The sequence below is a fragment of the Paracoccus ravus genome (assembly GCF_004522175.1).
Lineage (GTDB): Bacteria > Pseudomonadota > Alphaproteobacteria > Rhodobacterales > Rhodobacteraceae > Paracoccus > Paracoccus ravus.
In genome coordinates this window covers 1-24,898 of record NZ_SDEB01000032.1, presented here as the reverse complement: position 1 = coordinate 24,898, position 24,898 = coordinate 1, and the positions used below count along the sequence as shown (strand labels likewise).

The window sequence follows — 24,898 nt, the reverse complement described above, 5'->3', positions numbered from 1 at the left end:
TCACTCGGCGATTTTCACGAATTCGCGCAGAGGGCCGCCCAGCCATTTCTCATGCAGCTTGTCGAGCATGCCGTCCGACTTGGCCTCAGCGACGAAGGCGTTGATCTTTTCGAGAAGCGCATCGGAGCCAGGGGAGACGGCGATGCCCTGCACCTGGCTCGGCAGGTCGAACTTTTTGTCGTACATACGCAAGCATCTCGCCGCGCTCGGCCCCCTGAAAAGCCGCGCCAGAGATTTGCGCAACGATAAGCCGCGCTGATCCTGACGGGCCACCATCAAGACGTTCGTACCGCGACGCGCTTCACGATCAGGGGCATCAGGCCGCCATCGGCTAGGGTCTCGGTCTCAAGACTGGTTTCTATGGCAGCGGTTGCTTCAAACGTCACGCTGCTGCCATCCCCCCGGATGATGCGGACAGGAACCGACGCACGCGGAGACAGCAGTTCAGCGTCAAGATCCAATTCGATCCGGTCCTGAACCGAGAGATCGAGGCTCTGCGGTGTGACACCTCCCGGCAGCCGCAGGGGCGTGATCCCCATGCCGATCAGGTTCGAACGATGGATGCGCTCGAAACCGACAGCAAGCACCGCGCGCGCTCCCAACAATGCCGCGCCTTTGGCAGCCCAGTCGCGCGACGAACCCATGCCGTAGCGCTCGCCCGCAACGATCACCACCGGGGTGCCGTCCTGGCGATACCGTTCGGCAGCGCGCCAGAGCGGCAGGACCGATCCGTCGGGCATGACGGTGCTTCCGGGCGGGACGTCGGGCGCAAGCAGGTTCCTGACCGATTTGTTGGTGAAGAGGCCGCGCCGCATCGCCTCCCAATTGCCCCGGCGCGAGGAAAAGACATTCAGGTCATCCGCCGGATCGCCGCCCGCGATCAGGTAATCCGCGGCCTCGCTTACGCGCGGGATCGCGCCTGCGGGCGAGATGTGGTCGGTGGTGATGTCATCGCCCAGAACCAGGATCGGGCTGGCCATGATCCGGTTGGCGCGGGGCGTGGCAAAATCCGCGAAGGGTGGCCGGCGGATATAGGTCGAGGCCGGATCCCAGGGGAACAGCGCGCTGTCCGGTGCCTCAAGTTCGCGCCAGATCTCGCTTGCCTCGGCCAGGTCATAGGCTGCGGCAAAATCCCCTTCATCCTGCGACAGTGCAAGTGCCGCGTCGATTTCCGCGCCGCTGGGCCAGAGATCGGCGAGGCGTGCCCCCGGCGCGATCTCGTCGCGCAGGATGTCGCGCTCGACATCACCGGCGAGCGCGAAGGCCACGACCAGTGGCGGCGAGGCGAGAAATCCGGCCTCGAGCTGGGGATGCACCCGGCCGGGGAAATTGCGGTTGCCGGAAAGCACGGCGACCTGCAGCCGCCCCTCGGCCTGGGCCTCGACGGCGGATCCTGGCAGCGGGCCGGAATTGCCGATGCAGGTGGTACAGCCATAGCCCACGATGCCGAAGCCGACCGCCTCGAGGTCCTCGAGCAAGCCGGCGCGGCTCAGATAGCGTTGCGCTGTCGGCGATCCGGGGGCCATCGAGGTCTTCACATGCGCGGGTGGCCTCAGCCCCAGTGCGCGGGCCTTGCGCGCGACGAGGCCCGCAGCGACCAGCAGCCGCGGATCGCTGGTATTGGTGCAACTGGTGATCGCGGCGATGGCGACAGCGCCATCGGGAGATTTACCTGCGGGGCTGGACACAAGGGCATGACCGCGCATCTCTGCCGTGGCCTTGGCGGTGTCCGAGGCCGGGATGCGATCTTGCGGGCGACGCGGTCCGGCGACGCTGACCTCGACCTCCGAGAGATCGAGCGCGACGAGGTCGGTGAAGACCGGCTCTTCCTCAGGATCGAACCAAAGGCCCTGGCGGCGGCAATACTCCTCGACCAAGTCGCAATGCTCTGCGGTCCGCCCGGTCTGGCGCAGATAAGCGATCACCGCCGCATCGACCGGGAAGAAACCGGAATTGCCGCCGAATTCCGGCGTCATGTTGGCGATGACCGCACGATCTCCGGCGGAAAGCGTCGAGACGCCGGGGCCGAAAAATTCGACGAAACGGTCGGCCAGATCGATGCGGCGCAGGCGTTCGGTGACGGTCAAGGCAAGATCGGTCGCGGTCACCCCCTCGCGCAACCGTCCCGTCAGGCGCACGCCCACGACATCGGGCACGCGCAGCATCACGGGCATGCCGAAGAAGACGCTTTCGGCCTCGATTCCGCCGACGCCCCAGCCGAGCACGCCGATTCCGTTGATCATCGGGGTATGGCTGTCCGTGCCGATCAGCGTGTCGGGCATGATCCAGCCGTCGCGTTCGCTCACCACCGTCGCGAGGCGCTCGAGGTTCAGCGTGTGCATGATCCCGGTTCCCGGCGGATGCACGCGGAAATTCGACAGGCTGTTCGTCGCCCATTTCATGAAGCGGTAGCGCTCGGCATTGCGGCGGTATTCGTTCTCGAGATTGCGCGCCATCGCACCGGGCATGGCATAGGCATCGACCGCCAGAGAATGGTCGGTCGAGACATCGACCGGCAGGACCGGGTTCAGCAGTTGCGGATCGTGCCCCGCTTCGGCCAGGGCAGAACGCATGGCGGCGATATCGACCAGAGCCGGGCCGCAGGTCGTGTCATGCATGAGGACGCGGGAGGGCAGGAAGGCGATCTCGGCCTCGCTGCGCCCGGTCGCGAGCCAACCGGACAGCGCCTGCCGCGCGGCCTCGGGCGCCTCCGAGTTCCGCAGCACGTTTTCCAGAAGCAGGCGATGGATATGCGGCATGCGGGGCAGATCGCTGCCCGCCGCAGCCGGCATGTCGATGATCTGCCGATCCCGGAATGTCGTGATGAATGGCATGCGGCTTCCTCCCTGTTCAGGAGGTTAATAGCATTTCACGATTATGAAATGCAATCATGCAATCAACGCTGCCTTGATGTTTCCTGCCTCGCGGATGTGCCGGAAGAGGAACGTGGCGGCGGCCTGCATGTCGCGTTCCTCGATCAGGTCGAGGATCTGCAGATGCTCGCGGCATTGCTGCGGCAGGCGCGAGCGGTCATGGGTGATCGAATATTCCATCAGCCGCCGGACGCGGTTGATGCGCCGCACGGCATCGAGGAAGAAGTCGTTATTGGCGCAGGTCATCAGCATCTCGTGGATTTCGACATTGGTGCTGAACACCTTCTGCCGGCTCTCGCTTTCGAAACTTTGCAGCAGTTCCTGCTGATGGCGACGGGCCAATGCGAAACCCTCTTCGTCGATGCGGAAACTCGGCAGAAGCAGGGCCTGCATCTCGATCGCGGCGCGGAACTGGTAGGCATCGGTATAGGCCTTGCGCGAGGTCAGGATCTCGCGGAACTCCCAGCCATTGCCGGGCAGACGCTCGATCCAGCCCTCATCGGCGATCTGATGCAGCACGCGCGACAGGCGTCCACGGGCGACGCCATAGAGCCGCATCAGCTCGTTCTCGCTCAGCCTGTAAGGCAGTCGGTTCGCCATGCGATCGGCGGCGATGCGGTCATAGACCTCGTCATCGCCCGCCGCATCGGCCTCCATCTCGGGGATCTCGTCGGCATTGCAGGCAAGGAAATAGCCCCGGTTCGGCTCGGATTGCACGACGCCCATATCTTCGAGCTTCTTCAAGGCGCTGACGATGGGCTGGCGCGAGACCTTGAAACTGTCGGCCAAAAGCTGGGCCGGCAGGTGCTGACCGGCCTGCATGTTCTGGGATCGCGCATGTTCGACGATCCGGGCCATGATCTGGGGGGAAAGGCTGGCGCGTGCCATTGGATCTCCTGAAACTGCCCGCAATATCCGGGCTGGGGCGGCGCCATGCAATAGGCGCGGCCGTCGGGCCGCGCCATTGGTTTGATGACGATCTAGTCCTCGTCCTGCCTGAACCTGGCCAGGCCCTTGAACAGGAAGGGCGCGATCAGGGCCAGGGTCGCGATGGCGATCATGCTGGCCGATCCGGGATGCTGCAGCAGGATCATCGGATCGCCAAGGCTCATCTGCAGCGCCCGGCGCAGCTGGCTGTCGGCCAGCGGACCAAGGATCAGGCCGACCACGACCGGTGCGATCGGATAGTCATAGCGCCGCATCAGGAAGCCGAGGAAACCGAAGCCGACCAGCATCATCAACTCGACCACCGATGGATTGGCCGCGATCGTGCCCATGCAGGCAAAGACCAGGATGCCGGCATAGAGCCAGGGCAGCGGGATCTTCAGGAGCCGCACCCAGAGCCCGACCAGCGGCAGGTTCAGCACCAGCAGCATGACATTGGCAATGAAGAGCGACGCGACGAGGCCCCAGACCAGCGCCGGATGCTGCACGAAGAGCAACGGTCCCGGCTGCAGGTTGTATTGCTGGAAGCCCGCCAGCATGACCGCCGCCGTGGCCGAGGTCGGCAGACCCAGCGTCAGAAGAGGCACCAAGGTCCCCGCGGCAGAGGCGTTGTTCGCGGCCTCTGGCCCGGCCACGCCTTCGATCGCGCCCTGGCCGAACTCCTCGGGCTTCGTGGAGAGCTTGCGCTCCATCGTGTAGCTCAGGAAGGTCGGGATCTCGGCCCCGCCCGCGGGCAGCGCGCCAATCGGGAAACCGACCAAGGTACCGCGCAGCCATGGCTTCCAGGACCGCTTCCAATCCTCGCGCGACATCCAGATCGAGCCCTTGATCGCCATCGGCTTCTCGTCATTGAAAAGATGGCGCGAGGCGACGAACAGGGCCTCGCCAAGTGCGAAGAGCCCGACGGCGAGGGTGGTTACCTCGATCCCGTCCAAGAGATTAGGCACGCCGAAGGACAGGCGCGTCTGGCCGCTCAGCTGGTCGATGCCGATCAGCCCGAGCCAGAGCCCGATCCCGAGGCTGGTCAGCCCGCGCAAGGGCGATGAGCCAAAGGTGGCCGAGACCGTGACGAAGGCAATCAGCATCAACCCGAAATAATCCCAAGGCCCGAACTTGACCGCGACCTTGACGAGGATCGGCGCGAAGAAGGCGAGCCCCGCCGTCGCGATCAGAGCCGCAACGAAGGAACCGATCGCCGCCGTGGCCAGCGCCGGCCCGCCACGACCGCGCCGCGCCATCTGGTTGCCCTCCAGCGCGGTGACGACCGAGGCGCTTTCGCCGGGCGTGTTCAGCAGGATTGCGGTGGTCGAGCCGCCATACATCCCGCCATAATAGATCCCCGCGAACATGATCAGCGAGCCGCCGGGATCAAGCTTGAAGGTGATCGGCAGCAGAAGTGCGACGGTCAGGGCCGGACCGATCCCGGGCAGCACGCCGACCGCCGTGCCAAGCAACACGCCGATCGCGGCAAAGGCGAGGTTCATGGGATCGAGCGCGGTGCCGAAGCCGTGCATCAGGTGAATGAGCGAATCCATGCGGGTCCTCTCAGAACAGGTGCTCGAACGGGCCCATCGGCAGGGCCAGCGTCAGAAGCTTGTTGAACAGAAGGAAGATCCCGGTCGCGAGGACAAAGCCCAGGACCAGATCGACGACCAGCGCCCGGCGCCCGAAGGCACGCGCCGTGAAGGCGAACAGCAGCGTCGATCCGGGAACGAAGCCAAGCTGGAACCAGAGCGCGGCGATCAGGCTGACGAGCCCGAGGCTGACCCAGATCACGGCTTTCCAATCGCTTTCTCCGGGCTCGCTGGCCCAGCGAAGGGCGGCAAGCAGATGCCCGATGCCCAATGCGGCAAGGAAGACCGCGATGAAATAAGACGCCGCATCGGCCCCCATGCCGTAGTTGGCGCGGATATTCATGTTGCTGGCATCGCGCCAGGTGATCAGCGCAAGCCCGATCAGCGCGAGTCCGATGGTCAGGGTGGGTCGGTGCAGGCGGCTGGCGAGTGATGTGGACATGGCTACCCGTCTCTCGATGAAGGGTTGGGGGCCTCAAGCCCCCAAGAGGTCACTCGGCGAGGCCGATGGATTTCAGGACGCCGTGGACGCGCGCATCTTCCGAGGCGATGAAGCTGGTGAACTCGGCAGAGGGGGCATAGTAATCCGACCAGCCCTTGGCCTTGATGAGTTCCTTCCATTCCGGCGATTCAACCGTCTTCTGAACGGCGGTTTCCAGCACGGCCTTGTCCGCGTCGGCGAGTTCGGGACCGGCGAAGATGCCGCGCCAGTTCACCAGCTCGACATCGATGCCCTGCGCCTTCAGCGGCTGGGCCGCGATCCCCTCGATCGGCTCGGGATAGGAGATCGCCAGCGCCCGCAGGTCGCCGGATTCGATCTGGCCCTGCCATTCGCCATAGCCCGAGACCCCGGCCGTGACCTGACCGCCCAACATGGCCGCCAGGGACTCGCCGCCGCCGGAATAGGCGACATAGTTCACCTTGGCCGGATCGACACCTGCGGCCTGGGTGACCAGCGCGGCAAGGATATGATCCGCCCCGCCCGCCGAGCCGCCGGCCCAGATCGTATGGGCAACATCCTTCTTGATGCCCTCCATCAGGTCCGCCATGGTCTTGTAGGGCGACGAGGCCGGGACCACGACGACCAGCGGATCTCCGGTCAGGCGCGCGATCGGGGTGACATTGCTCAGATTGTAGGGCGCCTTGTTGGTGATGATCGCGCCGACCATGGTGATGCCACCGACCAGCATCTGGTCGGGGCTGCCCTTGGCTCCCTGAACGAATTGCGCGAGCCCGACCGTGCCGCCCGCGCCGGGGACGTTCATCACCTGGACGCTATGCGCGTTGCCGGTCTTCATCATCACGTCCTGCAGCGAGCGCGCGGCGGAATCCCAGCCGCCGCCCGCGCCCGCCGGGGCGATGATCGAAATCTCGAGATCTTCGGCATGGGCCGAAGAGAGGGGCAGGATTGCGGCAGCAGCCATCAGCCAGGCTGAAGCCAGCCCGGAACGCAGATATGTCATGATTTTCCTCCCTGGGATCGCACGGGTGCGACTGCCGCCATTTATGAACAATGAAATCACAAAATGCAATCGTATTGTTTTTGCGCCGGCGCATGCGATTGCGCCCGACCCTTTCGGGACGGGCTCGGGAGAACGCAGGGAAGTGTGCCAGCTCAGGCCGGGATCACCGCATCCGGCATGTCGTGGCGGTGGAAACTGGCCGCGACGGTTCCATCCGCCTTCATCTGGCGGACGAGGTCGCTTGCCAGCCGCAGTGCCTCGGGATTGCCCTTGGGAACGGCGATGGCGGTTTCCGCGACGTGGAAGTTCCCCTCGGTGATGCGCGTACCGGGCAGTCGCCGCGCCAGATCCTCGAGCGCAAGCCGGCCAAGGGCCAGCGCATCCCCCTGCCCTGCCTGGAACGCAGCGGAGGCATCGGTCAGGTTCTCGGCGCGGAAAATTTGTGCCTCGCCTGCCGCCTTCTCGGCACTGCGCAAAGTCGCGGTTCCTTCGACGCCGATGATCACCACGCCCTTGCGGTGCAGATCCTCGGCGCGACGGAACGGGCTGTCCATGCGTACCAGATAACTACTTTCGCCCAGATGAAAGGCCTCGCCGAAATCGACGATCTCGCGCCGCGTTGCATCCACCGGGGTAAATGAGAGGTCCCAGATCCCGTCATTTGCGGTACGGATGATATGGGCCGAACTGGTCAGTTGCACCAGTTCGACCGGAAGGCCGGTGATCTCACCGATGCGATGTGCCAGATCGACGGTGACGCCCTCGGGTCGGTCCTTGCCTTCGGGGATGGTGGTCCAAACTGCGGACTTCGTCGGTCCGACCGCCAGCGCAATCCGGATGGCGCCGGTGGGGGCCAGTATTTCAAACATGGGGACTCCTATCGCATCTGCGCCGCATATCGGTGTTCAAGTTCCGCGACGTCGCTCTGGCCGAGCAGCGCGTGTGCTGACCCTGCAGAAGGATCTCGAGTTTTGCGGTCTCTTCAAGTGACCTTGTCCCGTGATCCCTGACAGGGCGTTAATTTACGCTCAGTCCAACGAACTGCACCTGAGAACCTTCGCCTGAAGGAAGAGGTCGAGGTGATGCTCAAGGCCTCGGCCTTTTTTTTCGCGATGGGCGACGAGACCGTGAGCGCCAAACTCGAGGGACGGAACGTCCAAGCCCCTGTGACCTGTTTCCCGGCATCATGGCGCGGTAAGGCGGGATCCGGTAGGTCGGAAATGGGAAGCACATGGCGCAATGTATCGACTGCGGACGCAAGATAGGTATTCTTGACAGCAACCAACGGGGCCGTTGCGCGGACTGCGGCCGCAACTCTGCGCTGTCGGGCCTGTCGGCCATTTCCCTGCCCAAGTACGAAACGGCGCAAGAATCCCGGGAAGCCGCGCGCGACCGCAAGATTGCGGCCGTCCTGCTGACCACGGAAACTGCGTCAGACCTGCGGATCGTCAAACGGCTGGACGTCGTACCGCGGAATGCGCCTTCGGCATGAACGCCTTTAAGGACCTGTTCGCGGCCGCCCGCGACGTATTCGGCGGCCGGTCCGAGACGGTCCAGAAAACCATGCGGCATTCCCGCGAGACTGCGCTTTACGAGTTGCGCCGCGAGGCCTACCGCCTCGGGGCCAATGCCGTGGTGGGCGTTGACCTGGACTATGTGGAATTGTCCGGATCCGGCAACATGGTGCTGCTGGTGGCCTCGGGAACCGCGGTGGTTATCGAGGACCCGGCGACGTGACTGAGACGAGTTTGGACCTTCTGCGCCGGATTGCGGAGGATCCGCACCGGGCCGCACCGCCAGAGGACCCCTCGCCCGCCCCGGTCCTTCGGATCCACCTGCAGGTGGCACCACCCCCGCCCCCCTCGGTCGGGCAAAAGGCGCTGCAATTCGTCATTGGCTTTGCGCTGGCCTTCGTGCTGGCATCCGCAGTCATTGCTGCGCTGACGCCCTAGTGGCCCCGAGATCCACGCCTTGAAACTAGCCTTGCCCCGCGGGCAGTGACCAGCGCGAGTTTGAAGGCGGTATGGGCAGCAAGGCCTGATCTTGTGACCCGCAGGCCCTTTGGCAGAAAGGTCATGCCCGTGTCGTCAGCTCCCTTGTGCGACCGGTATTTGCCTTATCCTTCCCCAAAGCGCCATTCAGCCGATTGCTTTCCTGTGTCAGGCGAGATGAAATCCGCCGCCGTCACCGCCGGCCGTCCAACCTCACGCGATCTGGCCGAGGAAGTTCTGCAATCGCTCGTTCCTGGGGCTGTCAAAAAATGCGGCGGGGGCGTTTTCCTCGACGATCACGCCCTTGTCCATGAAGATGACGCGATCGGCAACCGCACGGGCGAAGTCCATTTCATGGGTGACGCACAGCATGGTCATCCCCTCACGCGCGAGGTCGATCATGGTATCGAGGACCTCCTTGACCATCTCGGGGTCCAGCGCCGAGGTCGGCTCATCGAAAAGCATGATCCGAGGCTTCATGCAGAGCGCCCTTGCGATCGCCACGCGCTGCTGCTGACCGCCCGAAAGCTGGGCCGGGTATTTCCCGGCCTGTTCGGGAATACGCACCCGCTCGAGGAACTTCCGGGCGGTTGCCTCGGCCTCGGCCCGCGGGATCTTGCGGGTCTTCATTGGCGCGAGGATGCAATTCTCGAGCACCGTCATGTGCGGGAACAGGTTGAAGTTCTGGAAGACCATGCCGACATCCTGTCGGACTTTCGCGACATTCTCGCCGCCTGCAGTCAGCTCGACCCCGTCCACCGTGATCGTGCCGGCCTGAATCGTCTCGAGCTGGTTGATGGTGCGGATCAGCGTCGATTTTCCAGAACCCGAGGGGCCGCAGATGACGATGCGCTCGCCACGTTCGACGGTCAGGTCGATGTCCACCAGGGCGTGAAACGCGCCGTAATACTTGTTGACGCCGCGCATGATGATGGCGTGTTCAGACATGGTCCGGCTCCGGGAAAGGTGCCCGACCACATCGGGTCGGGCGGCAAGGGTCACTCGGCGGTTTTCACGAATTCGGGCAGCGGGCCGCCCAGCCATTTCTCATGCACCTTGTCGAGCATGCCGTCCGACTTGGCCTGAACGACGAAGGCGTTGATCTTTTCCAGAAGCGCATCGGAGCCAGGGGCGACGGCGATGCCCTGCACCTGGCTCGACAGGTCGAACTTCTTGTCGAAGCGGTCGCCCGCGGCGGCATTGACCTGCGACATCACGACGTTCGACGCGCCGATCAGTTTGACTTGGCCCGACATCAGCGCCTGGACCGCGCTGGCATCATCGTCAAAGCGACGGATATCCGCATCCGCGGGCGCGACCTTGGTCACACCGGTGTCCTGGGTCGAGGCCCGGGTCACCGCGATGCCCTGGCCCGACAGCGCCGCCGCATCCGCAAGCGCGGTGGCCTTGTCGCCATAGACCGCGATGCTGATCCCGGCATAGGGCTTGGAGAAATTGACCTTCTCGGCGCGTTCCTTGGTGATGCCCAGCGAGGCGACGAGGACATCGACCTGCCCGGACAGCAGATAAGGGATGCGGTTCGGACCCGTCACCGGAACGATGTCGGCCTTGACGCCCAGATAGTCGCCAAGCGCTTTCGCCACATCCGCGTCGTAGCCATCCGGCTTGCCTGCGGTGTCCAGGATGCCGAAGGGCGGGAAATCGACCAGCATCCCGATCTTGACCGTGCCGGCGGATTCGATTGCGGCAAGGTCGGTTGCAAGAACAGGCCCAGCCAGTCCGGCGGCAAGCGCGCTGGCGGCAAGGGTGGCAAACAGGCGGCGGTTCAGCTTCATTGGGTTTCCTCCTCTGTGGTCAGCGCGTTATTGCCCGGCGCATGCGGGTTTCCATCCGCCTCGCCAGCAGCGAGAGCGGCCAGCACAGCGCGAAATACAGGATCGCGACCGTGCCAAAGACCAGAAACGGCTTGAAGGTCGCGTTATTGACGATCTGTCCGGCCCGCGTCAGCTCGGTGAAGCCGATGATCGAGGCAAGCGACGTGCCCTTGATCAGCTGCACCAGAAACCCGACCGTCGGTGCCGTAGCCACCCGCATCGCCTGCGGCAGGATCACGTGGCGCATGCGGTCGGCATAGCCAAGGGACAGCGCGGTCGCCGCCTCGGTCTGGCCCGACGGCACGGCCTCGATCGAGCCGCGCCAGATCTCGCCCAGATAGGCGCTGGCATGAAGCGTCAGCGCGACGGCGGCCGCCAGCAACGGGTTGATCGGCAGGCCGACCACGGCAAGACCGAAATAGACCAGGAACAGCTGCATCAGCAGCGGCGTGCCCTGAAACACCTGGATGAACCCCGCCGCGAATTGCCGAAGCGCCTTGCGCTGCGAGGTGCGCGCCAGCGCGATGGCCATGCCGCCGAGAGCCCCTCCGGCAAAGGCGATCGCCGACAGGATCAGCGTCCAGCGCACCGCCATGACGATGAAGAGGACATCTGCGGATGAGAAGACGCGGATCATCTAGCGGCTCGCCGGATAAGAGAACGCGACGCGCCGGATCATTGCAAAGACCGCCGAAAAACCTGCGGCCAGCAGGAAATACATGACCGTCAGCACCAGATAGACCTCGAAGCTGGCGAAACTCTTGGCATTCAGGTCCGCACCGGCCGAAGCAAGGTCATTGGCCGAGATCACCGAGACCACGCTGGATGTCAGCATCAGGTAGATGAACTGGCTGGTCAGCGCCGGGTAGATGTTGCGCAAAGCGGGCTTCAGGACGACATGGCGCAGGATCTGGACGCGGCTGAGGGCCAGTGCCCGGCCAGCCTCGATCTGGCCCTGCGGGATGGATTCGATGCCGGCGCGGATGATCTCGGTGCCATAGGCTCCGACATTCACGACAAGCGCCACCAGGGCTGCCGTATTGGGCGACATCGCGATGCCGATCGCGGGCAGGCCAAAGAAGATGAAGAATATCTGGATCAGGAAGGGCGTGTTGCGGATCACCTCGACATAGAGATCGACCAGCCAGCGCAACGGCCGGATGCCCGAGGTCTTCGCCACCGCGCCGAGAACGGAGACGATCAGACCAAACACCATCGCCATCAGAGACAGGCGGACAGTCAACCACGCGCCGTGGAGCAGCATGTCAAAATTGTCGAATATGGGCTGGAAGTTGAAGTGATACATCTGCCCTCCCCTGCCGATGTCGCGTCTCTTCCCATTTGGATCGATCTAAATTGGGAAAATCAACCAAGTCAAATGATTCTGTTCCCGCTGCTTTCACGGACTTTAAGCTGTCCTGAAACGATGCTGCGTTGGATCGGCGCCTTGGCATCGGCCATGCGCCCGACAAGAAGACGTGCCGCCAATTCTCCGATGCGTTGGGGCATCATCGCGACGCTGGTCAGCGAGGGATGCAGCAATTCGGCCAGCGGCAGGTCGTCCAGCCCGACGACCGCCATATCCCTCCCCGGAACCTTCCCGGCTTGGCGCAACCCTGCCATCAGACCGGCCGCCAGAACGTCATTGAAGCAAAGCACAGCCGTCGGACGAGCCGGCAGCTCCAGGATCCGTGCCGCGGATCGCGCGGCACCCTCCCAGCTCAGCTCCGCCTCGACAATCCCGCCATTTTCCGCGCCGGTCTCGATCAGCGCTTGCATCAAGCCCTTCAGGCGCTCCGCACGCGCCGAGGTTTGCGCGGCCACCGAAAGAAAGGCGATCCGGCGATGGCCAAGTGAGACCAGGTGCCGCATCGCGAGCCCGACAGCGTCGATGTAATCCCCGCCGGCGAAATCCGTCTCCTCTATGCCGATCTCGCGCAGAGCCTGCACGACCGCCAGATCCCATTGCCGCAAGCGTCCCGGCAGTCGCGGATCGGTATCCTGCGCCGGGCAAAGAATGACGCCATCGACCCCATGGCCGCGAAAGCGATGCAGGATCTCGTCCTGCCGGATCGGGTCGTCCTGGCTGTTCGCCAGAAGGACAACGCGCTCTCCCTCGCCCATCACCAGCTCGACGCCCGAAAGGAATTCGGTGAAGAACGAGTTCACGAGGTTGGGCACCACGACCCCGATGGTGCGACTGCTCTTGTCGCGCAATCGCGCCGCGCCGATATCGCGCACATAGTCCAGATCGGCCATCACCTCTTCAACACGCAAGCGGGTGGCCTCGGCGACCAGAGGCGATTTGCGAACGACCAGTGACACCGTGGCACGTGAGACACCGGCCACACGGGCGACATCCTGTAGCGTGACTTTGCCTTGCATTCTGCCCCCGCATTTCTCGCAGACAGGTTATTTGACCGCAGCCGAGCATTGGAACAAGTCCCTGTTAAAGACCCTAAGGCGTTTCATTCGTCCCCGCCCCGGCGCCTGCCATGTCGCCTCGCTGCCCGCCGAGACGGCACTTCCATCCAACGGCTTGGCTTTTCACCGTGCGCGCCCTATCAAGCGGCAAATCACTTGGACCCGGTGCGATTCCGGGTGGCTATTCCGGCCGCCGATCCGCCGGACAACACAGATTTCCTTCCGATACATGAACAGATCACGGCACTATCTGCGCCAGTGGCAAGAGAATCCTGTTTCCGAACTGCTTGCCGGCGCCGTCGCAACCTTTGCGCTGATCCCCGAGGTCATCGCCTTTTCCTTTACCGCCGGGGTCGATCCCCAGATCGGGCTTTTCGCCTCATTCGTCATCAGTATGTCAATCGGCTCGCAACTTTGCCCCCCGATCGGCGCCCAATTTTGGGTCTGACTCACTTTCCGTGCAGATTTGCCGGGCAGCCGATCGTTGGCCATGCGATTTGATCGCTTTGGGCCAGGAGACAGTAGCAGGTGGGTAGAAGTGCGTCGAACAGTGGTTTGAATCCGCCGGGGTTGATCGTTGAGCGTCCGTCGATCGTCGACGGCGTGGTGGAAGTTTCAGGTCGTGTTGCTGAGGCGGTGGGGTGCTGCCCAGACTGCGGGACACCGTCATCTTCCTGCCACAGCCGATATGTGCGGACCTTGTCGGACCTGCCGAACAGCGGCGCGGTGGTGAAGCTGCGTTTGAGCGTCCGCCGGTTCCGATGCCAGCAGCGTTCTTGCCGCCGCAAGACGTTCAGCGAGCCCTTGGCGCCAAACATTGGGCGGCGTCACGGTCGGCGCGTCGCTCGCTGCGATGGGCTGTTACACGCTGTCGGGCTGGCCCTCGGCGGACGGCCCGGATCCCGGATGATGAAACGGCTCGCAGTGCCTTGGTCGAAGGACACCCTGCTCCGGGCCGTTCGCCGCGAGGCCGCCACAGCGGGCCCGGCTCCCGCGGCGAAAGTGATCGGCATCGATGACTTCGCCTGGCGGCACGGCTACAGCTACGGCAGCATCATCGTCGATCTGGAACGACGCACGGTCATCGACATCCTGCCGGATCGGCAGCGCGACACGATCATGTTCTGGCTGAAGCAGAACCCGCAGGTCCGGATCATCTGTCGGGACCGCGGCCCCGGCTATGGTGCCGCCGCGGTGGAGGCTGCGCCCCAGGCCCGGCAGGTGGCGGACCGATGGCATTTATTCGAGAACGCCTCCGCCGCCTTCCTGTCCGCGGTCCGATCGGAGTTGCCCCAGCTGCGCAAGGCGCTCTCGCCCAATACGCCCGTCGATCCCGCGATCTTGAGCAAGGCCGAGCGGATACAGTGGGAGGCTGCTGCGGCCCGTGAGCTGGTCAACGAACAAATTCTGGCGTTGGCAGCACAGGGCATTCCGCTCAAGGCGATGGCGCGCACGACTGGCCTCTCGCGCCAGACCATCCGAACGATTGTGCGCGGTCAGCGCCATGACATATTCCCGGCCCGCCAAAGCTCGCTCGACCCGTGGTTGGTGCAGCTCGAGGCGGAATGGACCGGGGGCTGCCACATCGGCGCAGAACTCTGGCGAAGGCTGCGCGCGTCGGGCTTCGCAGGCTCGCTGCGCGTCGTCGGCGAATGGGCGACCCGTCGCCGCAGGGATGACCAGCATGGTCAACCCTCCGGACCGTCGCTGAGCGCCAGAACCATCGCCCGCGGCCTGACAGTCGAACGCGACAGCGGGTCTGCGAGGATCGCGCTGGTCAATGCCGCCATCGAGGCTGCCGCGCCGGAACTGATTGCCGCCCGCAACCTGTTGGACCGCTTTCACGCAATGATGCGCTCCCGGGACGCAGCTCGTCTCGACCCGTGGATAGCGTCCGCCAAGGCAAGCAAGCTCGCAAGCTTTGCCGTCGGCATCGAGGCGGACAAGGACGCCATCGCCGCAGCAATCACCGAACCCTGGTCTAGCGGTCAGGTCGAAGGCAAAATCAACAGACTCAAACTCATCAAGCGTCAGATGTTTGGTCGCGCGAACCTCGATCTGCTTAAAGCACGCGTCATGGCCGCCGCATGAAGGTTACCTGCACGGAAAACGCGTCAGACCCCAATTTTGACCCCCACGCTGGCAGCGGATCAGGGCCTGAGCCGACGTAACTGATCAGTGGTGGAGGCGGGTCAGGCCCTGATCATGCGCGGTTCTTGAAGCGCCATGACTCGTTTCCGGTCTCGATGATCTCGCAGTGATGGGTGAGGCGATCGAGTAGCGCGGTGGTCATCTTGGCGTCGCCGAAGACCGTCGGCCATTCCCCGAAGGCGAGGTTGGTGGTGACGATGATCGAGGTCCGTTCATAGAGACGGCTGATCAGGTGGAAGAGGAGCTGACCTCCGGATTGCGCGAAGGGCAGATAGCCCAGTTCATCGAGAATGACGAAGTCGAGACGGGTCATGTAATCGGCCAATCGGCCCTGTTTTCCGTTCCGGGTCTCGGTCTCCAGCCGGTTCACCAGATCGACGACGTTGAAGAAGCGACCTCGGGTGCCATTGCGGAGCGAGCCATTGAAGGCGCCATCGGTCCGAGCCCAATGGCGAGCGCCCGGGCAACAGCAATGGCGAGATGGGTTTTGCCGGTTCCTGTGCCTCCGATCAGCACGACGTTGCGCTGGTCCGCGACAAAGTTGCCCGTCGCCAATTCCCGGATCAGGCCCTCGTTAATCGGGGTGCCCGCAAAATCGAACTCCTCGATATCCTTGGCCAAAGGCAACTTCGCCACCGTGAGTTGGTAGCAGATGGACCGGGCCTGCTTTTCGGCAATCTCGGATTGCAGCAGGTCGCCGACAATACGCGGCGGCTCATGCTGGCGCTTGATGCCGTTCGCCATGACTTCGTCATAGGCGCTGCGCATGCCGTAGAGCTTAAGCGTGCTCATCAGATCAAGGACTTGGGTGCGTTCCATGCGGGGATGTCCTCCTGAGGCTGTCATAGCGCGCGCAGTCGGCCACAGGCTCGTGGGTCAGACGCAACGCGGCTGGGGTGAGCAGGAATGGTGGTGGTGCGGGCTCGCGTCGCCTGGCGAGGATATTGATCACGACCGGGGCAGAGTGGACACCATTGTCGAGGGCCTCCCTACAGGCGGCCTCCACGGCGGGCAGCCCGTCATCGACCACGCAACTGAGGATCTGGACCATCTGTCGGTCGCCATCATCAGCACCCGTCAACTTGCGCCGGACAGCCGCCATTGCGGGCGGCAAGAGCCAGTTCCGGAACGGCGCTCCATTGCGCAGGGCGCCCGGTTTGCGGGCCAGAACAGGCACATAGTGCCAAGGATCATAGACGACCTCGCCGCGCCCGAAGGCCCGGATATGTTCGCCCACGATCACGCCATTTTGCCGGATGATGATGCGCTCGGCATAGGCATGGACCTCGACCGGACGCCCTACAGCCGTCGCCAGAACCGAATACTTGTTGTTGTCGAACCGGACCACCTCTGAGGGCTGCGCCGCAAGACGGGCTTCCGCCAGTTCCCAGTCCGCTCTGGAGACCTGAACCAGCTCACGTTTGCGCCCAGGAACTTAGGCCTCGTGCGCGTTGCTCTTCATGTTGCACCTCCAATTTTTCTCGATACCTTGTGCCTTTTCTTGACACAGCATCAAGATAAGGTGCAGTTTCTCGCTATCTTACGTCACACTAACCATTTGTTTTTGCTCTCGGTACGGTATCGCTATCATTGCACATCGAACGAGCATCCGAATTGACCAAGCGGTCACTGAACTCGACCAACTATCTGCCCAAGACGCCTACGGGCAGCAGCGAGGATCGGTCCACTGACCGCTTCAGGGAAATTGTTTGGCAGATCCGATTCAACGGCATCGAGTATGCCAAGCGTTGTGAACCGAGAGAATGCTCGGGCCACGATCTCCGAACCCAAGCCCGCAGCGCGCGCTGTTTGGACGAAATGGCGTGGATGAATTTGATCTATCCGATAGTGCCTTTGCGTTCCTCTTACCGCCATTGCTAGTTGCATCTGCTGATGGCGGATCTGACCTGAAGCGAGGGCTGGCTCAGCACTCAGGATGTCGTAGAGCGGGGTCATCCGAAAGCCCTCAGGTCCGAGGAAGATCGAGAAGTTTTTAGCATGCCCGTCTGTCGCGCCTATCATCCAAAAGAACAGTTGCGCGGCAAGGAAGGTCTCCCGATCCTCAAGGCTGCGCAGGGATCCCGAAAGCAATCCCAAGCAATCTGCGATGCCTGGACCGCCATCCTGTTCATATTTTCCAACTGCCGCCACTCCAAGAGCCTGACAGAAGTCCTCTTGGGGCAGCCGGAGACGATGTCCACCGGTCATGAGGCGATCGAATCGCTCGACGACAAGCGCATCAATGCCATCAAAACTCTCGATCCAAGCGTTGTTTACTTCGAAGCCGAATGCACGCGCGAGCCGGAGGCAGATAAACTCGTTCTCAAGGCTTGTGCTCATATCTATGCCGCTTTGCAGGTGACCCATCCGGGTCTTGAGGATATGCGTCGTCGCGGTCATCCCGAGGGGAAGCCGCCAACCCTCGTCCCAAAGTAGCGCGGTTTTTTCCTGGGCACCCGCGACCGAAATCCTAAACGCCTGCTCACGCTCCATTCCCAACGGGTGGCGACCCAGTTCACGGAGCATCCTCCCTATCTCTGGGCTCGACAGAGGCTTGCTCTCCATCACATATGGCTCTTCCGGAGCATCGCTCTCTGGAAGGAACTGCAAGGCACCTACACAGTCGCGCCCGATTGCCGCAAGGAGCGAGTGCGGATCATCGCCTGCCGCGCCCATGCGGGCGGCAATCTCATGTCGAAGCATCAGATTGTCTGGTAGAAGGTTGTCAAAGACGGCGAGGACACCTGCACCGCGCAACGCCTTGTCCATCAGAGGCAGGGACAACGAGATTGGGAAGCGATGTGCCCAGCCCAGCCAATCCGGATGATAGGTAAAACTTACCGCTCCCCCTGCCTCTCGCAGCAAGGTACCAACCCGGCGCCCGTTCATATAGGCTGCCAGAGGAACAGATCTGCGGCGCCGCCCCATCAGAAGATATCTCCTATACCGGTATCTTTTGATCGAGTGTTGAACTGCCAGTCCAACTCAAGTGCCGCCAGAAGTGTCAGGATCGTACTGGCGGTAGGATTGGTAGCACCGTTCTCGATGTTCGAGATATGATGCGGCTGTATGCCGGCCAAGGCAGCCAGTTCGACCTGTGTCAGACCTTTCGCGCGCCTTGCTTGGCGCAGGGCCTGACCTAGCTCTGACACTGTACGAATCCGGACCATTTTACACCAGAATGAATTTTTCAATTTTATTCAATGTGGTGTATATTCCTCAAATTTACACCAGAATACAAGATGGTCACGGCGCCGTCTCATCAAATAAATCTTGCAAGATGAAATGATTCTGCTGATAGTCACGAAAAAGCACGGCTAAACGCCAAAAACCGTGAACGCGACGAGGGCAGGGCGGCAGATGGGAAAAGACAACGTTCAGGATGATCTGAATTCCGTTATCCGACAACACTCGGAATGGCTCGCCAATCAGCTGCACGCCCAGCGGGAAAGCTTGTTCCCACCGGATGCAAGCAAGACCATGCGTAAATTCACCTCCGGCGAAGCAGCAACTTTGCTGGATGTGAATGACAGCTATCTGCGGAAGTTGCATCTCGACGGCAAGGGTCCTTCGCCCGAGGTGACCTCCGGGAACCGACGTCTCTATTCTGCTCAAGACCTGCAGGATCTACGCGAACTCCTTGAAAAAACGGCAAGAAGGCCGGGCGATTACCTGCCAGGAAGGCGCGACGGTGATCATCTTCAGATCATCGGCGTAATGAACTTTAAGGGCGGTTCCGGCAAGACGACGGCCTCTGCGCATTTGGCACAAAGACTGGCGCTGAAAGGTTACCGGGTACTCGCGATCGACCTCGACCCTCAGGCCTCACTGACGGCACTGCATGGCGTGCAGCCGGAATATGACCTGCTGGAGGGTGGAACGCTTTACGACGCAATTCGCTACGACTCCCCTGCCCCGATCAGCAGTGTCATCCGCAAGACCTACATTCCGAATCTGGACCTGATTCCCGGCAACCTCGAACTCATGGAGTTCGAACACGACACACCGCGCGCTCTGGCTCAGGGAAATGCGGGGCTGTTCTTCTTCCGCGTTCGCGAGGCCCTTTCGCAGGTCGACAATGATTACGACGTCGTCGTCATCGATTGCCCGCCGCAACTGGGCTTCCTCACCATGTCCGCCCTCTCGGCAGCGACAGGCGTGCTCGTCACGATCCATCCCGAGATGCTGGACGTCATGTCGATGAGCCAGTTCCTGCGCATGACAGCAGATCTGATGGACGTGATTGCAGAAAGCGGAGCGGACATGTCGCATGACTGGATGCGTTATCTTCTGACCCGCTATGAACCGACGGATTCACCGCAGAATCGAATCGTCGCATTCCTGAGAACGATGTATGGCGACAATGTGTTGAACGCACCGATGCTTAAATCGACTGCAATTTCCGATGCCGGCCTGACCAAACAGACGCTTTACGAGGTAGATAGATCGGCCTTCACGCGCTCGACCTACGACCGGGCAATGGAAAGCGTGAACGCCGTAAATGACGAGATCGCACAACTGATCCAAGAAACTTGGGGGCGCAAATGAGCGACAGTAAGAAGCGCCGCATGTCCTTTCTGGACAGCCTGGCCCCCGTTGCAGGAAACACGAGTACACCTTCGATGATGGTCACGAACCGAGCCTTGCGCTCGGCGCGAGACGCCGTGGATGGCCATCGGATCTGGGAGCTTGATCCAGAACAGATCGCAGACGACCGCAAGGCCGACCGGCTGGATCCAAAGGATGTCGAGGATCTGCGCCTCTCGATCGAGGCCGTCGGACAGACCGTTCCGATCCTCGTGCGCCGCGACCCAGCAGACTCCGATCGCTATTTGCTGGTCTATGGCCGTCGCCGCCTTGAAGCCGTACGCGCGTCGGAGCGAGTCGACAAAGTCCGCGCGATGATTGCGGCGATGGATGACAAGAGTGCCCTGCGGGCACAGGCGTCCGAAAACACCGCGCGTCGGGATCTGAGCTTCATTGAGCGCGCCCTGTTCGCGCAGGAATTGACCGAGGCCGGCTTTGGCACCCAAATCGAGGTGGCAGAGGTTCTGAACGTCACCAAATCCGCGATTTCGATGGCACTGTCCGTCGCGCGTGCGGTAGGGCGCGACCTCGCCCAAGCAATTGGTCCAGCCCATGGCATCGGTCGCCCGCGCTGGGAGGCGCTGGTTAAGGACCTCGACACCACAAATCCGGACCTGACAGGCTTAATCGAGCTAGCCCAAGAGACCCGCACACAGACAGACGTGGAAGTTGCCGACCCGTCGGTTGCAGCATTCGAGGCGATAACGCGCCGCTTGCGCAAGTTGGCCGCCCTGCCTGCTTCAGCAGAGCGAAAGGCAGCGGAGCGCCTGACCCTTGCCGGGAAACCGGCGGGAAAGATCAGCCGGACGAAAAACGGCCTGCGGGTCGATCTGCGGATCGACGATCCAAAATTCGCGGATTGGCTGCAGAACGAGGTCGGTAACGCCATCGAAGAACTTCACGCCCGCTGGAAAAAGCGCGGCTGAGGAAGAGGCAGAGAGCAACAGACAAGGAGGCACGAACTAGCCAAGGAAAAGGTCCCGCAAAGCATTACCCTCACGAGACCCCTTTGATCGTAGCAAATCCAAGGTAATCGTCCGAGGTATCTACCGCAAGTCCGGAAAGGATTCTGCAGCGGGATTTTCTTTGTCTTCGTGAAGAAAAAACATGGGTTATGCCCCAGTAACGTCGTTTAGGCGCGCGATTGATGCTGCGCAAATCACAATCGCCGCACCTTCGTCTGGTAGACTGGAGCCGGTCAACAAATGGCATCTGCTTCGTGAACTGACTGCCGCGCGTGAGGCATTCGGCGTGACAGATCGCGATCTGAGGATATTGCAAGCTCTGCTGAGCTTTCATCCGGGCGATATGCTCGAAGGTTCAGGCCCTTTGATCATCTATCCCTCCAATACCTCCATCTGCGAACGACTGCATGGAATGCCGTGTTCGACAATGCGACGACACTTAGGAAATCTCGTTTCTTCAGGCCTGCTCGGGCGTCGAGACAGCCCGAACGGCAAGCGCTACGTCAGGCGCGGGCTATCCGGGAGCCACGCCTTTGGATTTGACTTGGCTCCGCTTATCGAACGCTTCACCGAGATTGCCGCCGAAGCCCATAATACCCGCATCAGAGATGAACACCTGCGAGACCTCAGGGAAACTGTAAGCTTGATGCGCAGGGACTTGGCTGGGCTTGTCGAATATCACGCCAAGACAGCGCCAAGCGAAGAGTTCGATACCTACACCGCGCTTGCCATCCGTATAGCAAGCGAGCTTCGCCGGAAGCTTTCAGAGCAAGAACTCCGCGTCCGGCAACACGAACTGAAAGAGGCTATCGCCAGCCTCCACAGCACTTCGTGTCCCGAGAAGTGTCAGAAAACAGCAAAAATGAGCACCAATACTGCCGAAATTGAGCAGCACTATCAGAATCATATTAAAGAAAGAAAAGATTCTGAAAATTGCCCAGAGACCGCGAAGCGACTGCCCCAAGAATCTCGAATTCCACTCGGAATGGTTATAGCAAACTGCCAAGAGATACTCAGCTATGCCCTGCATCCAGTGAAGCACTGGAGAGACCTCATCTCCTTAGCTGAACAGGTGCGTCCTATGACCGGAATTACGCGTCAAGTTTGGGAAAACGCTAAAGCCCTTATGGGCGTGGAAAACGCTACGGCAACATTGGCTGTGATTCTTGAACGTTTCAGCGAGATACGAACTCCAAGTGCTTATCTTGCTCGGCTATCGTCCAAAGCTTTTACCGGAACATTCTCCGCAACTTCGATGGTTCGTTCAATACAACGCCCTGCACGTCCAATCTTATAGTTCACAGCTGTGAACCAAAACGTTGCTACCGCTGACACGATGCCATCTATCCACTTCAAAGGAAATTCTTGCTCAGGAACAGTTTTCATGTTTGCACGCGATAATCGGCGCGATGCTCGGGCGGTCGCTCCTTCTTTCCAGTCCTTTCGAGTCCCAAACCGATCAGACGCAGGCCGCCGAGACAACCAAGCTGCAGCAATAGATCATCGATGCATTCAAAGTGCCGGTAACCACCGCCCTGCCCCACGCTTCGATCAATCTCGTGTTCGGTAAATCTTCGAGCAGATTCGGCCGCAGCTACTCCAGCGGATGATCGCGCAAGGACAAGCATAGACGCAGGTAATCCGCGATCACCTCTTGGCAAAACTCACCGGCAACAGATCAACAACGGCCTCCTGCCCCTTTTCCAGCCGTCCCGAACAGCGGCCGAGGTTTCGCACAGGCAGGGCCTTGTTCTGCCATGGCGCACCGTTATGGCTCTCACCAAGGTTTGCGAAGGCATCCGTCTCGGCCAGCCGTCCCAGCGCGTCGGGACGGACCCCAGCCGGGGCCAAAGGGTCTCGACATTGGTATAGGCATTGCCGCGTGGCAATGCGATCTTGGCAGTGTTCTCCTTTCGCATCGCTTTGACCATCGTAGCGCCAAGCTACCAGCAGCGCTGGACTCTAGCGTGCAGTCTCAAGCCGAATGGTCGGCCGAAACCGGGGGGATCTCGGCCCAGGATCAGGAGTATCGTGCACCAATGGCGCCGGAAGGTGGAAGCCCATTGGCTGAGCGTACTGCTATGCGCAGGTGAACGCCGCCTGATGGTCGTATTTCAGCAAGGCTGAGACATAGGCCAACTGAGCAAAAACATCGGCATGACTCTGGATCATGATGAAGGCGCCGACATCCCTGCAACGCCATGGACCGTCTGCAGGATCAGAAAGATAGATCCTGATGCGAAACCAGATAGCTTCTCCACCGTTCTCCTGCCGGGCCACTGCGAGGTGATGTCATCTGCAACCTGTATTCCCAGACCAAAAGCCAGGACGCGATGCGGCAGGTGTTCCGCGACGTGCTGGAGCAAGGTGAGGAGCTCATCGACAGTGCGGGCAACCTGGCAGCTGCGCCGGGGATCTTTCCCGACTATCCCGCCCCGATCATTCGTCGCGGCGAGGCGGGCAACTGGTCCCTCACCACGGCGCGTTGGGGCATGCCGACACCGCCGGTCTATCTGACAGGCAAGCGCAGGGATCCCGGCGTGACGCATATCCGCAATACCGGTTCTCCCCATTGGCGGCGCTGGCTCGGGATGGAGCATCGTTGCCTCGTGCCCTTTACCAGTTTCTCGGAGCTCGACGGCCGGGCAGGGGCGCCGCGGAACCATCCTATCTGGTTCGCCCTGGCGCAGGACCGACCGCTCGGTTTCTTCGCCGGGATCCGCACCGAATGGACCTCGGTCCGGAAACTGAAAGAGGGCGAAGTGACCACCGAACTCTTCGCCTTTCTCACTTGCGCGCCGAATGCGGAGATCCGGCCCATCCACCCGAAGGCGATGCCCGTCGTATTGACGCGTCCCGAGGAATGGCGGATCTGGCTGACCGCAGACACGCCCGAGGCCCTCAAACTCCAGCGGCCATTGCCGGATGGTTTGCTGCAGATCGTTGCGGAGGGCACTCGTGCAGACCCCGCCTGACAGGTCCTTCGCGGCAGCCACCGATCCCTTTCATCTGCTGAACGCCCGTGTCCACGAGGTCGAAGGGCAGGGCCGGAGCGGGTTTGCCCTGTTCCAGGCGGCGCGGGTGACCGGCCCGGTGTTCTGGATCTGCCTCGCGCATGATCGCGATCGCCCGATGCCTCTGGCATTGCCGGAGGCGGTGGCAGAACGTCTGCATCTCGTGGAAACCTGCACGGAAACCGATCTGCTCTGGGCCACGGAGGAGGCGTTGCGGACGCGACCGGTTGCTCTGGTGATCGCCGCTCCGGAAAAGCCGCTCTCGCTGACCGTGGGCCGTAGGCTGCAGCTGGCTGCCGAGGCGGGGGGAACGACAGGTCTCATGCTGATCCGGAAGGGCAGGGGCAGCAATGCCGCCGAGACCCGCTGGACATGTGATCCGCTTGCCGGGACTGCAGACTCGACTCATCAGCGCTGGAGTCTTATTAAGAACAAAAAGGGAACAACTGGAACCTATGATGTGAGTTGGAATGGCGAGACGGCTGCTTTCCATCTGGTTCCCCAGGCTGGCGAGCGACATCAGCCTGAGGCGCCGCCCCCTTGAGGGGCCTTTCGCGTTGACGCTGCGGGCGTCGAACGCGGAGCAGTTGCATTGCCTGAACGAAGCCGCCAGCCGCGCCGGGTTGCATCGGGGCATGGCGCTCGCGGATGCGCGGGCGATTTGCCCCTCGCTGTCCACCCGTCCGGCGGACGCGGAGCGCGAGGGCAGGGCGCTTGAAGAACTGCGCCGCTGGGTCAGCCGTTATGGACCGCATGCCGCGAAGGGCGGTGCCGACGGGTTGATCGTCGATATCTCCGGGGTGGCCCATCTCTTCGGTGGCGAGACAGAGATGATCGCCGATCTCGAGGCCCGCCTCGCGCGGGCAGGGATCTCGGCCAAAAGCGCCATTGCCGAGACCCGTGGCGCGGCCTGGGCCCTGGCGCGGCGGGGCGGTGGGGTGATCCCCGAAGGGGCCTTGCTGACGCGGCTCGGCCCGATGCCGGTCAGCGCCTTGCAGATCGCGCCAGACGTGGCCGAGGGGCTCGCGCGCCTCGGGCTGCACAAGATCGCCGATCTGACCACGGTGCCCCGCGCG

25 protein-coding genes, 2 pseudogenes and 1 other annotated feature are annotated in these 24,898 nt (G+C 62.1%); of the genes and pseudogenes, 11 read left to right on the top strand and 16 right to left on the bottom strand.

Annotation, left to right across the window (positions count from 1 at the left end; translation table 11 throughout):
- The 7 genes from ESZ60_RS18120 to ESZ60_RS18090 form a co-directional block, all read right to left on the bottom strand.
- Positions 1-276 carry a transporter substrate-binding domain-containing protein gene (locus ESZ60_RS18120; RefSeq protein WP_134682116.1) on the bottom strand — a complete coding sequence of 92 codons (276 nt, stop codon included), beginning with the start codon at positions 274-276 and terminating at the stop codon, positions 1-3.
- Positions 276-2,834, bottom strand: coding sequence for an aconitate hydratase AcnA (locus ESZ60_RS18115; protein ID WP_134682115.1), 2,559 nt, complete (start codon positions 2,832-2,834; stop codon positions 276-278). The genes ESZ60_RS18120 and ESZ60_RS18115 overlap by 1 nt, the downstream gene beginning before the upstream one ends.
- A gap of 54 nt (positions 2,835-2,888) precedes the next feature.
- Positions 2,889-3,761 (bottom strand): GntR family transcriptional regulator, encoded by an 873-nt coding sequence (locus ESZ60_RS18110; protein WP_134682114.1) that lies wholly within the window; start codon positions 3,759-3,761, stop codon positions 2,889-2,891.
- Positions 3,762-3,853: 92 nt separating this feature from the next.
- Positions 3,854-5,353 (bottom strand): tripartite tricarboxylate transporter permease, encoded by a 1,500-nt coding sequence (locus tag ESZ60_RS18105; protein ID WP_134682113.1) that lies wholly within the window; start codon positions 5,351-5,353, stop codon positions 3,854-3,856.
- 10 nt (positions 5,354-5,363) lie between these two features.
- Entirely contained in the window at positions 5,364-5,834 is a 471-nt protein-coding gene (locus ESZ60_RS18100; protein WP_134682112.1) for a tripartite tricarboxylate transporter TctB family protein, read from the bottom strand.
- A gap of 49 nt (positions 5,835-5,883) precedes the next feature.
- Entirely contained in the window at positions 5,884-6,855 is a 972-nt protein-coding gene (locus ESZ60_RS18095) for a Bug family tripartite tricarboxylate transporter substrate binding protein (protein ID WP_134682111.1), read from the bottom strand.
- Between the two features lie 152 nt (positions 6,856-7,007).
- Entirely contained in the window at positions 7,008-7,724 is a 717-nt protein-coding gene (locus ESZ60_RS18090; protein WP_134682110.1) for a transporter substrate-binding domain-containing protein, read from the bottom strand.
- Positions 7,725-8,086: 362 nt separating this feature from the next.
- Between ESZ60_RS18090 and ESZ60_RS21450 the strand changes: the two genes are divergently transcribed.
- Genes ESZ60_RS21450 through ESZ60_RS18080 form a run of 3 tightly spaced genes read left to right on the top strand, consistent with a single transcriptional unit; the run spans position 8,087 to position 8,807 of the window.
- Positions 8,087-8,347 carry a hypothetical protein gene (locus tag ESZ60_RS21450; RefSeq protein WP_167620221.1) on the top strand — a complete coding sequence of 87 codons (261 nt, stop codon included), beginning with the start codon at positions 8,087-8,089 and terminating at the stop codon, positions 8,345-8,347.
- A complete protein-coding gene (locus ESZ60_RS21445) occupies positions 8,344-8,592 on the top strand; it encodes a YbjQ family protein (protein ID WP_167620220.1) in 249 nt (82 codons plus the stop codon). Before ESZ60_RS21450 ends, ESZ60_RS21445 begins: the two co-directional genes overlap by 4 nt.
- On the top strand, positions 8,589-8,807 hold the full coding sequence (locus ESZ60_RS18080; protein ID WP_134682109.1) for a hypothetical protein: 219 nt from the start codon (positions 8,589-8,591) through the stop codon (positions 8,805-8,807). The genes ESZ60_RS21445 and ESZ60_RS18080 overlap by 4 nt, the downstream gene beginning before the upstream one ends.
- Positions 8,808-9,059: 252 nt before the next feature.
- Here ESZ60_RS18080 and ESZ60_RS18075 read toward each other — a convergent pair whose 3' ends face one another.
- From ESZ60_RS18075 to ESZ60_RS18055, 5 genes are all read right to left on the bottom strand, one after another.
- A complete protein-coding gene (locus ESZ60_RS18075; RefSeq protein ID WP_134682108.1) occupies positions 9,060-9,794 on the bottom strand; it encodes an amino acid ABC transporter ATP-binding protein in 735 nt (244 codons plus the stop codon).
- Between the two features lie 50 nt (positions 9,795-9,844).
- Positions 9,845-10,642, bottom strand: coding sequence for a transporter substrate-binding domain-containing protein (locus ESZ60_RS18070; RefSeq protein WP_134682107.1), 798 nt, complete (start codon positions 10,640-10,642; stop codon positions 9,845-9,847).
- Positions 10,643-10,661: 19 nt separating this feature from the next.
- Positions 10,662-11,318, bottom strand: coding sequence for an amino acid ABC transporter permease (locus tag ESZ60_RS18065; RefSeq protein ID WP_134682106.1), 657 nt, complete (start codon positions 11,316-11,318; stop codon positions 10,662-10,664).
- The gene (locus tag ESZ60_RS18060; protein WP_134682105.1) at positions 11,319-11,987 is read right to left on the bottom strand and encodes an amino acid ABC transporter permease; all 669 of its coding nucleotides are present in this window, start codon (positions 11,985-11,987) and stop codon (positions 11,319-11,321) included.
- A 68-nt stretch (positions 11,988-12,055) separates the two neighbouring features.
- On the bottom strand, positions 12,056-13,066 hold the full coding sequence (locus ESZ60_RS18055) for a LacI family DNA-binding transcriptional regulator (RefSeq protein WP_134682104.1): 1,011 nt from the start codon (positions 13,064-13,066) through the stop codon (positions 12,056-12,058).
- A gap of 31 nt (positions 13,067-13,097) precedes the next feature.
- Between ESZ60_RS18055 and ESZ60_RS21915 the strand changes: the two genes are divergently transcribed.
- Together ESZ60_RS21915 and ESZ60_RS18045 are read left to right on the top strand one after the other, a co-directional pair.
- Entirely contained in the window at positions 13,098-13,553 is a 456-nt protein-coding gene (locus tag ESZ60_RS21915) for a hypothetical protein (RefSeq protein WP_209021355.1), read from the top strand.
- Positions 13,261-13,316: a sequence feature (sul1 is cis-regulatory element that is thought to sense ions involved in sulfur or methionine metabolism; They are found in Alphaproteobacteria), on the top strand. (Overlaps the previous gene by 56 nt.)
- Positions 13,554-13,633: 80 nt before the next feature.
- Positions 13,634-15,196 (top strand): ISL3 family transposase, encoded by a 1,563-nt coding sequence (locus ESZ60_RS18045; protein ID WP_134682103.1) that lies wholly within the window; start codon positions 13,634-13,636, stop codon positions 15,194-15,196.
- A gap of 112 nt (positions 15,197-15,308) precedes the next feature.
- Here ESZ60_RS18045 and istB read toward each other — a convergent pair.
- The 4 genes and pseudogenes from istB to ESZ60_RS18025 all read right to left on the bottom strand — a co-directional run bounded on the left by istB (position 15,309) and on the right by ESZ60_RS18025 (position 18,450).
- Positions 15,309-16,075, bottom strand: a pseudogene (istB, locus tag ESZ60_RS18040) (IS21-like element helper ATPase IstB).
- Positions 16,053-16,604 (bottom strand): annotated as a pseudogene (locus tag ESZ60_RS18035) (Mu transposase domain-containing protein); the annotation flags it as partial. The pseudogenes istB and ESZ60_RS18035, both read right to left, overlap by 23 nt.
- A 278-nt stretch (positions 16,605-16,882) precedes the next feature.
- Positions 16,883-18,145, bottom strand: coding sequence for a HipA domain-containing protein (locus ESZ60_RS18030; protein ID WP_245155770.1), 1,263 nt, complete (start codon positions 18,143-18,145; stop codon positions 16,883-16,885).
- Between the two features lie 38 nt (positions 18,146-18,183).
- The gene (locus tag ESZ60_RS18025) at positions 18,184-18,450 is read right to left on the bottom strand and encodes a helix-turn-helix domain-containing protein (protein WP_245155769.1); all 267 of its coding nucleotides are present in this window, start codon (positions 18,448-18,450) and stop codon (positions 18,184-18,186) included.
- Positions 18,451-18,616: 166 nt separating this feature from the next.
- On the opposite strand from ESZ60_RS18025, the gene repA reads away from it, so the two are divergent.
- The 6 genes from repA to ESZ60_RS17995 form a co-directional block, all read left to right on the top strand.
- Complete coding sequence (gene repA / locus ESZ60_RS18020) at positions 18,617-19,804, top strand: plasmid partitioning protein RepA (RefSeq protein WP_134682101.1); 1,188 nt, start codon at positions 18,617-18,619, stop codon at positions 19,802-19,804.
- Entirely contained in the window at positions 19,801-20,769 is a 969-nt protein-coding gene (repB, locus tag ESZ60_RS18015) for a plasmid partitioning protein RepB (RefSeq protein WP_134682123.1), read from the top strand. The genes repA and repB overlap by 4 nt, the downstream gene beginning before the upstream one ends.
- Before the next feature lie 181 nt (positions 20,770-20,950).
- The gene (gene repC / locus ESZ60_RS18010; RefSeq protein WP_134682100.1) at positions 20,951-22,105 is read left to right on the top strand and encodes a plasmid replication protein RepC; all 1,155 of its coding nucleotides are present in this window, start codon (positions 20,951-20,953) and stop codon (positions 22,103-22,105) included.
- 982 nt (positions 22,106-23,087) lie between these two features.
- Positions 23,088-23,783: an SOS response-associated peptidase gene (locus ESZ60_RS18005; protein ID WP_342365249.1), complete on the top strand. Its 696-nt coding sequence runs from the start codon at positions 23,088-23,090 to the stop codon at positions 23,781-23,783.
- On the top strand, positions 23,767-24,366 hold the full coding sequence (locus tag ESZ60_RS18000; RefSeq protein ID WP_245155767.1) for an ImuA family protein: 600 nt from the start codon (positions 23,767-23,769) through the stop codon (positions 24,364-24,366). The genes ESZ60_RS18005 and ESZ60_RS18000 overlap by 17 nt, the downstream gene beginning before the upstream one ends.
- A gap of 13 nt (positions 24,367-24,379) precedes the next feature.
- Positions 24,380-24,898, top strand: a 519-nt coding sequence (locus ESZ60_RS17995) for a Y-family DNA polymerase (RefSeq protein ID WP_245155766.1), incomplete at its 3' end; no start/stop codon positions are given.

Excerpts from the sequence above, each read along its gene's own strand:
- ESZ60_RS18120 (WP_134682116.1), bottom strand. The coding sequence starts at position 276 with ATGGTGGCCCGTCAGGATCAGCGCGGCTTATCGTTGCGCAAATCTCTG.
- ESZ60_RS18115 (WP_134682115.1), bottom strand. The coding sequence starts at position 2,834 with ATGCCATTCATCACGACATTCCGGGATCGGCAGATCATCGACATGCCG.
- ESZ60_RS18110 (WP_134682114.1), bottom strand. The coding sequence starts at position 3,761 with ATGGCACGCGCCAGCCTTTCCCCCCAGATCATGGCCCGGATCGTCGAA.
- ESZ60_RS18105 (WP_134682113.1), bottom strand. The coding sequence starts at position 5,353 with ATGGATTCGCTCATTCACCTGATGCACGGCTTCGGCACCGCGCTCGAT.
- ESZ60_RS18100 (WP_134682112.1), bottom strand. The coding sequence starts at position 5,834 with ATGTCCACATCACTCGCCAGCCGCCTGCACCGACCCACCCTGACCATC.
- ESZ60_RS18095 (WP_134682111.1), bottom strand. The coding sequence starts at position 6,855 with ATGACATATCTGCGTTCCGGGCTGGCTTCAGCCTGGCTGATGGCTGCT.
- ESZ60_RS18090 (WP_134682110.1), bottom strand. The coding sequence starts at position 7,724 with ATGTTTGAAATACTGGCCCCCACCGGCGCCATCCGGATTGCGCTGGCG.
- ESZ60_RS21450 (WP_167620221.1), top strand. The coding sequence starts at position 8,087 with ATGGCGCAATGTATCGACTGCGGACGCAAGATAGGTATTCTTGACAGC.
- ESZ60_RS21445 (WP_167620220.1), top strand. The coding sequence starts at position 8,344 with ATGAACGCCTTTAAGGACCTGTTCGCGGCCGCCCGCGACGTATTCGGC.
- ESZ60_RS18075 (WP_134682108.1), bottom strand. The coding sequence starts at position 9,794 with ATGTCTGAACACGCCATCATCATGCGCGGCGTCAACAAGTATTACGGC.
- ESZ60_RS18070 (WP_134682107.1), bottom strand. The coding sequence starts at position 10,642 with ATGAAGCTGAACCGCCGCCTGTTTGCCACCCTTGCCGCCAGCGCGCTT.
- ESZ60_RS18065 (WP_134682106.1), bottom strand. The coding sequence starts at position 11,318 with ATGATCCGCGTCTTCTCATCCGCAGATGTCCTCTTCATCGTCATGGCG.
- ESZ60_RS18060 (WP_134682105.1), bottom strand. The coding sequence starts at position 11,987 with ATGTATCACTTCAACTTCCAGCCCATATTCGACAATTTTGACATGCTG.
- ESZ60_RS18055 (WP_134682104.1), bottom strand. The coding sequence starts at position 13,066 with ATGCAAGGCAAAGTCACGCTACAGGATGTCGCCCGTGTGGCCGGTGTC.
- ESZ60_RS18030 (WP_245155770.1), bottom strand. The coding sequence starts at position 18,145 with ATGAACGGGCGCCGGGTTGGTACCTTGCTGCGAGAGGCAGGGGGAGCG.
- repA (WP_134682101.1), top strand. The coding sequence starts at position 18,617 with ATGGGAAAAGACAACGTTCAGGATGATCTGAATTCCGTTATCCGACAA.
- repB (WP_134682123.1), top strand. The coding sequence starts at position 19,801 with ATGAGCGACAGTAAGAAGCGCCGCATGTCCTTTCTGGACAGCCTGGCC.
- repC (WP_134682100.1), top strand. The coding sequence starts at position 20,951 with ATGGGTTATGCCCCAGTAACGTCGTTTAGGCGCGCGATTGATGCTGCG.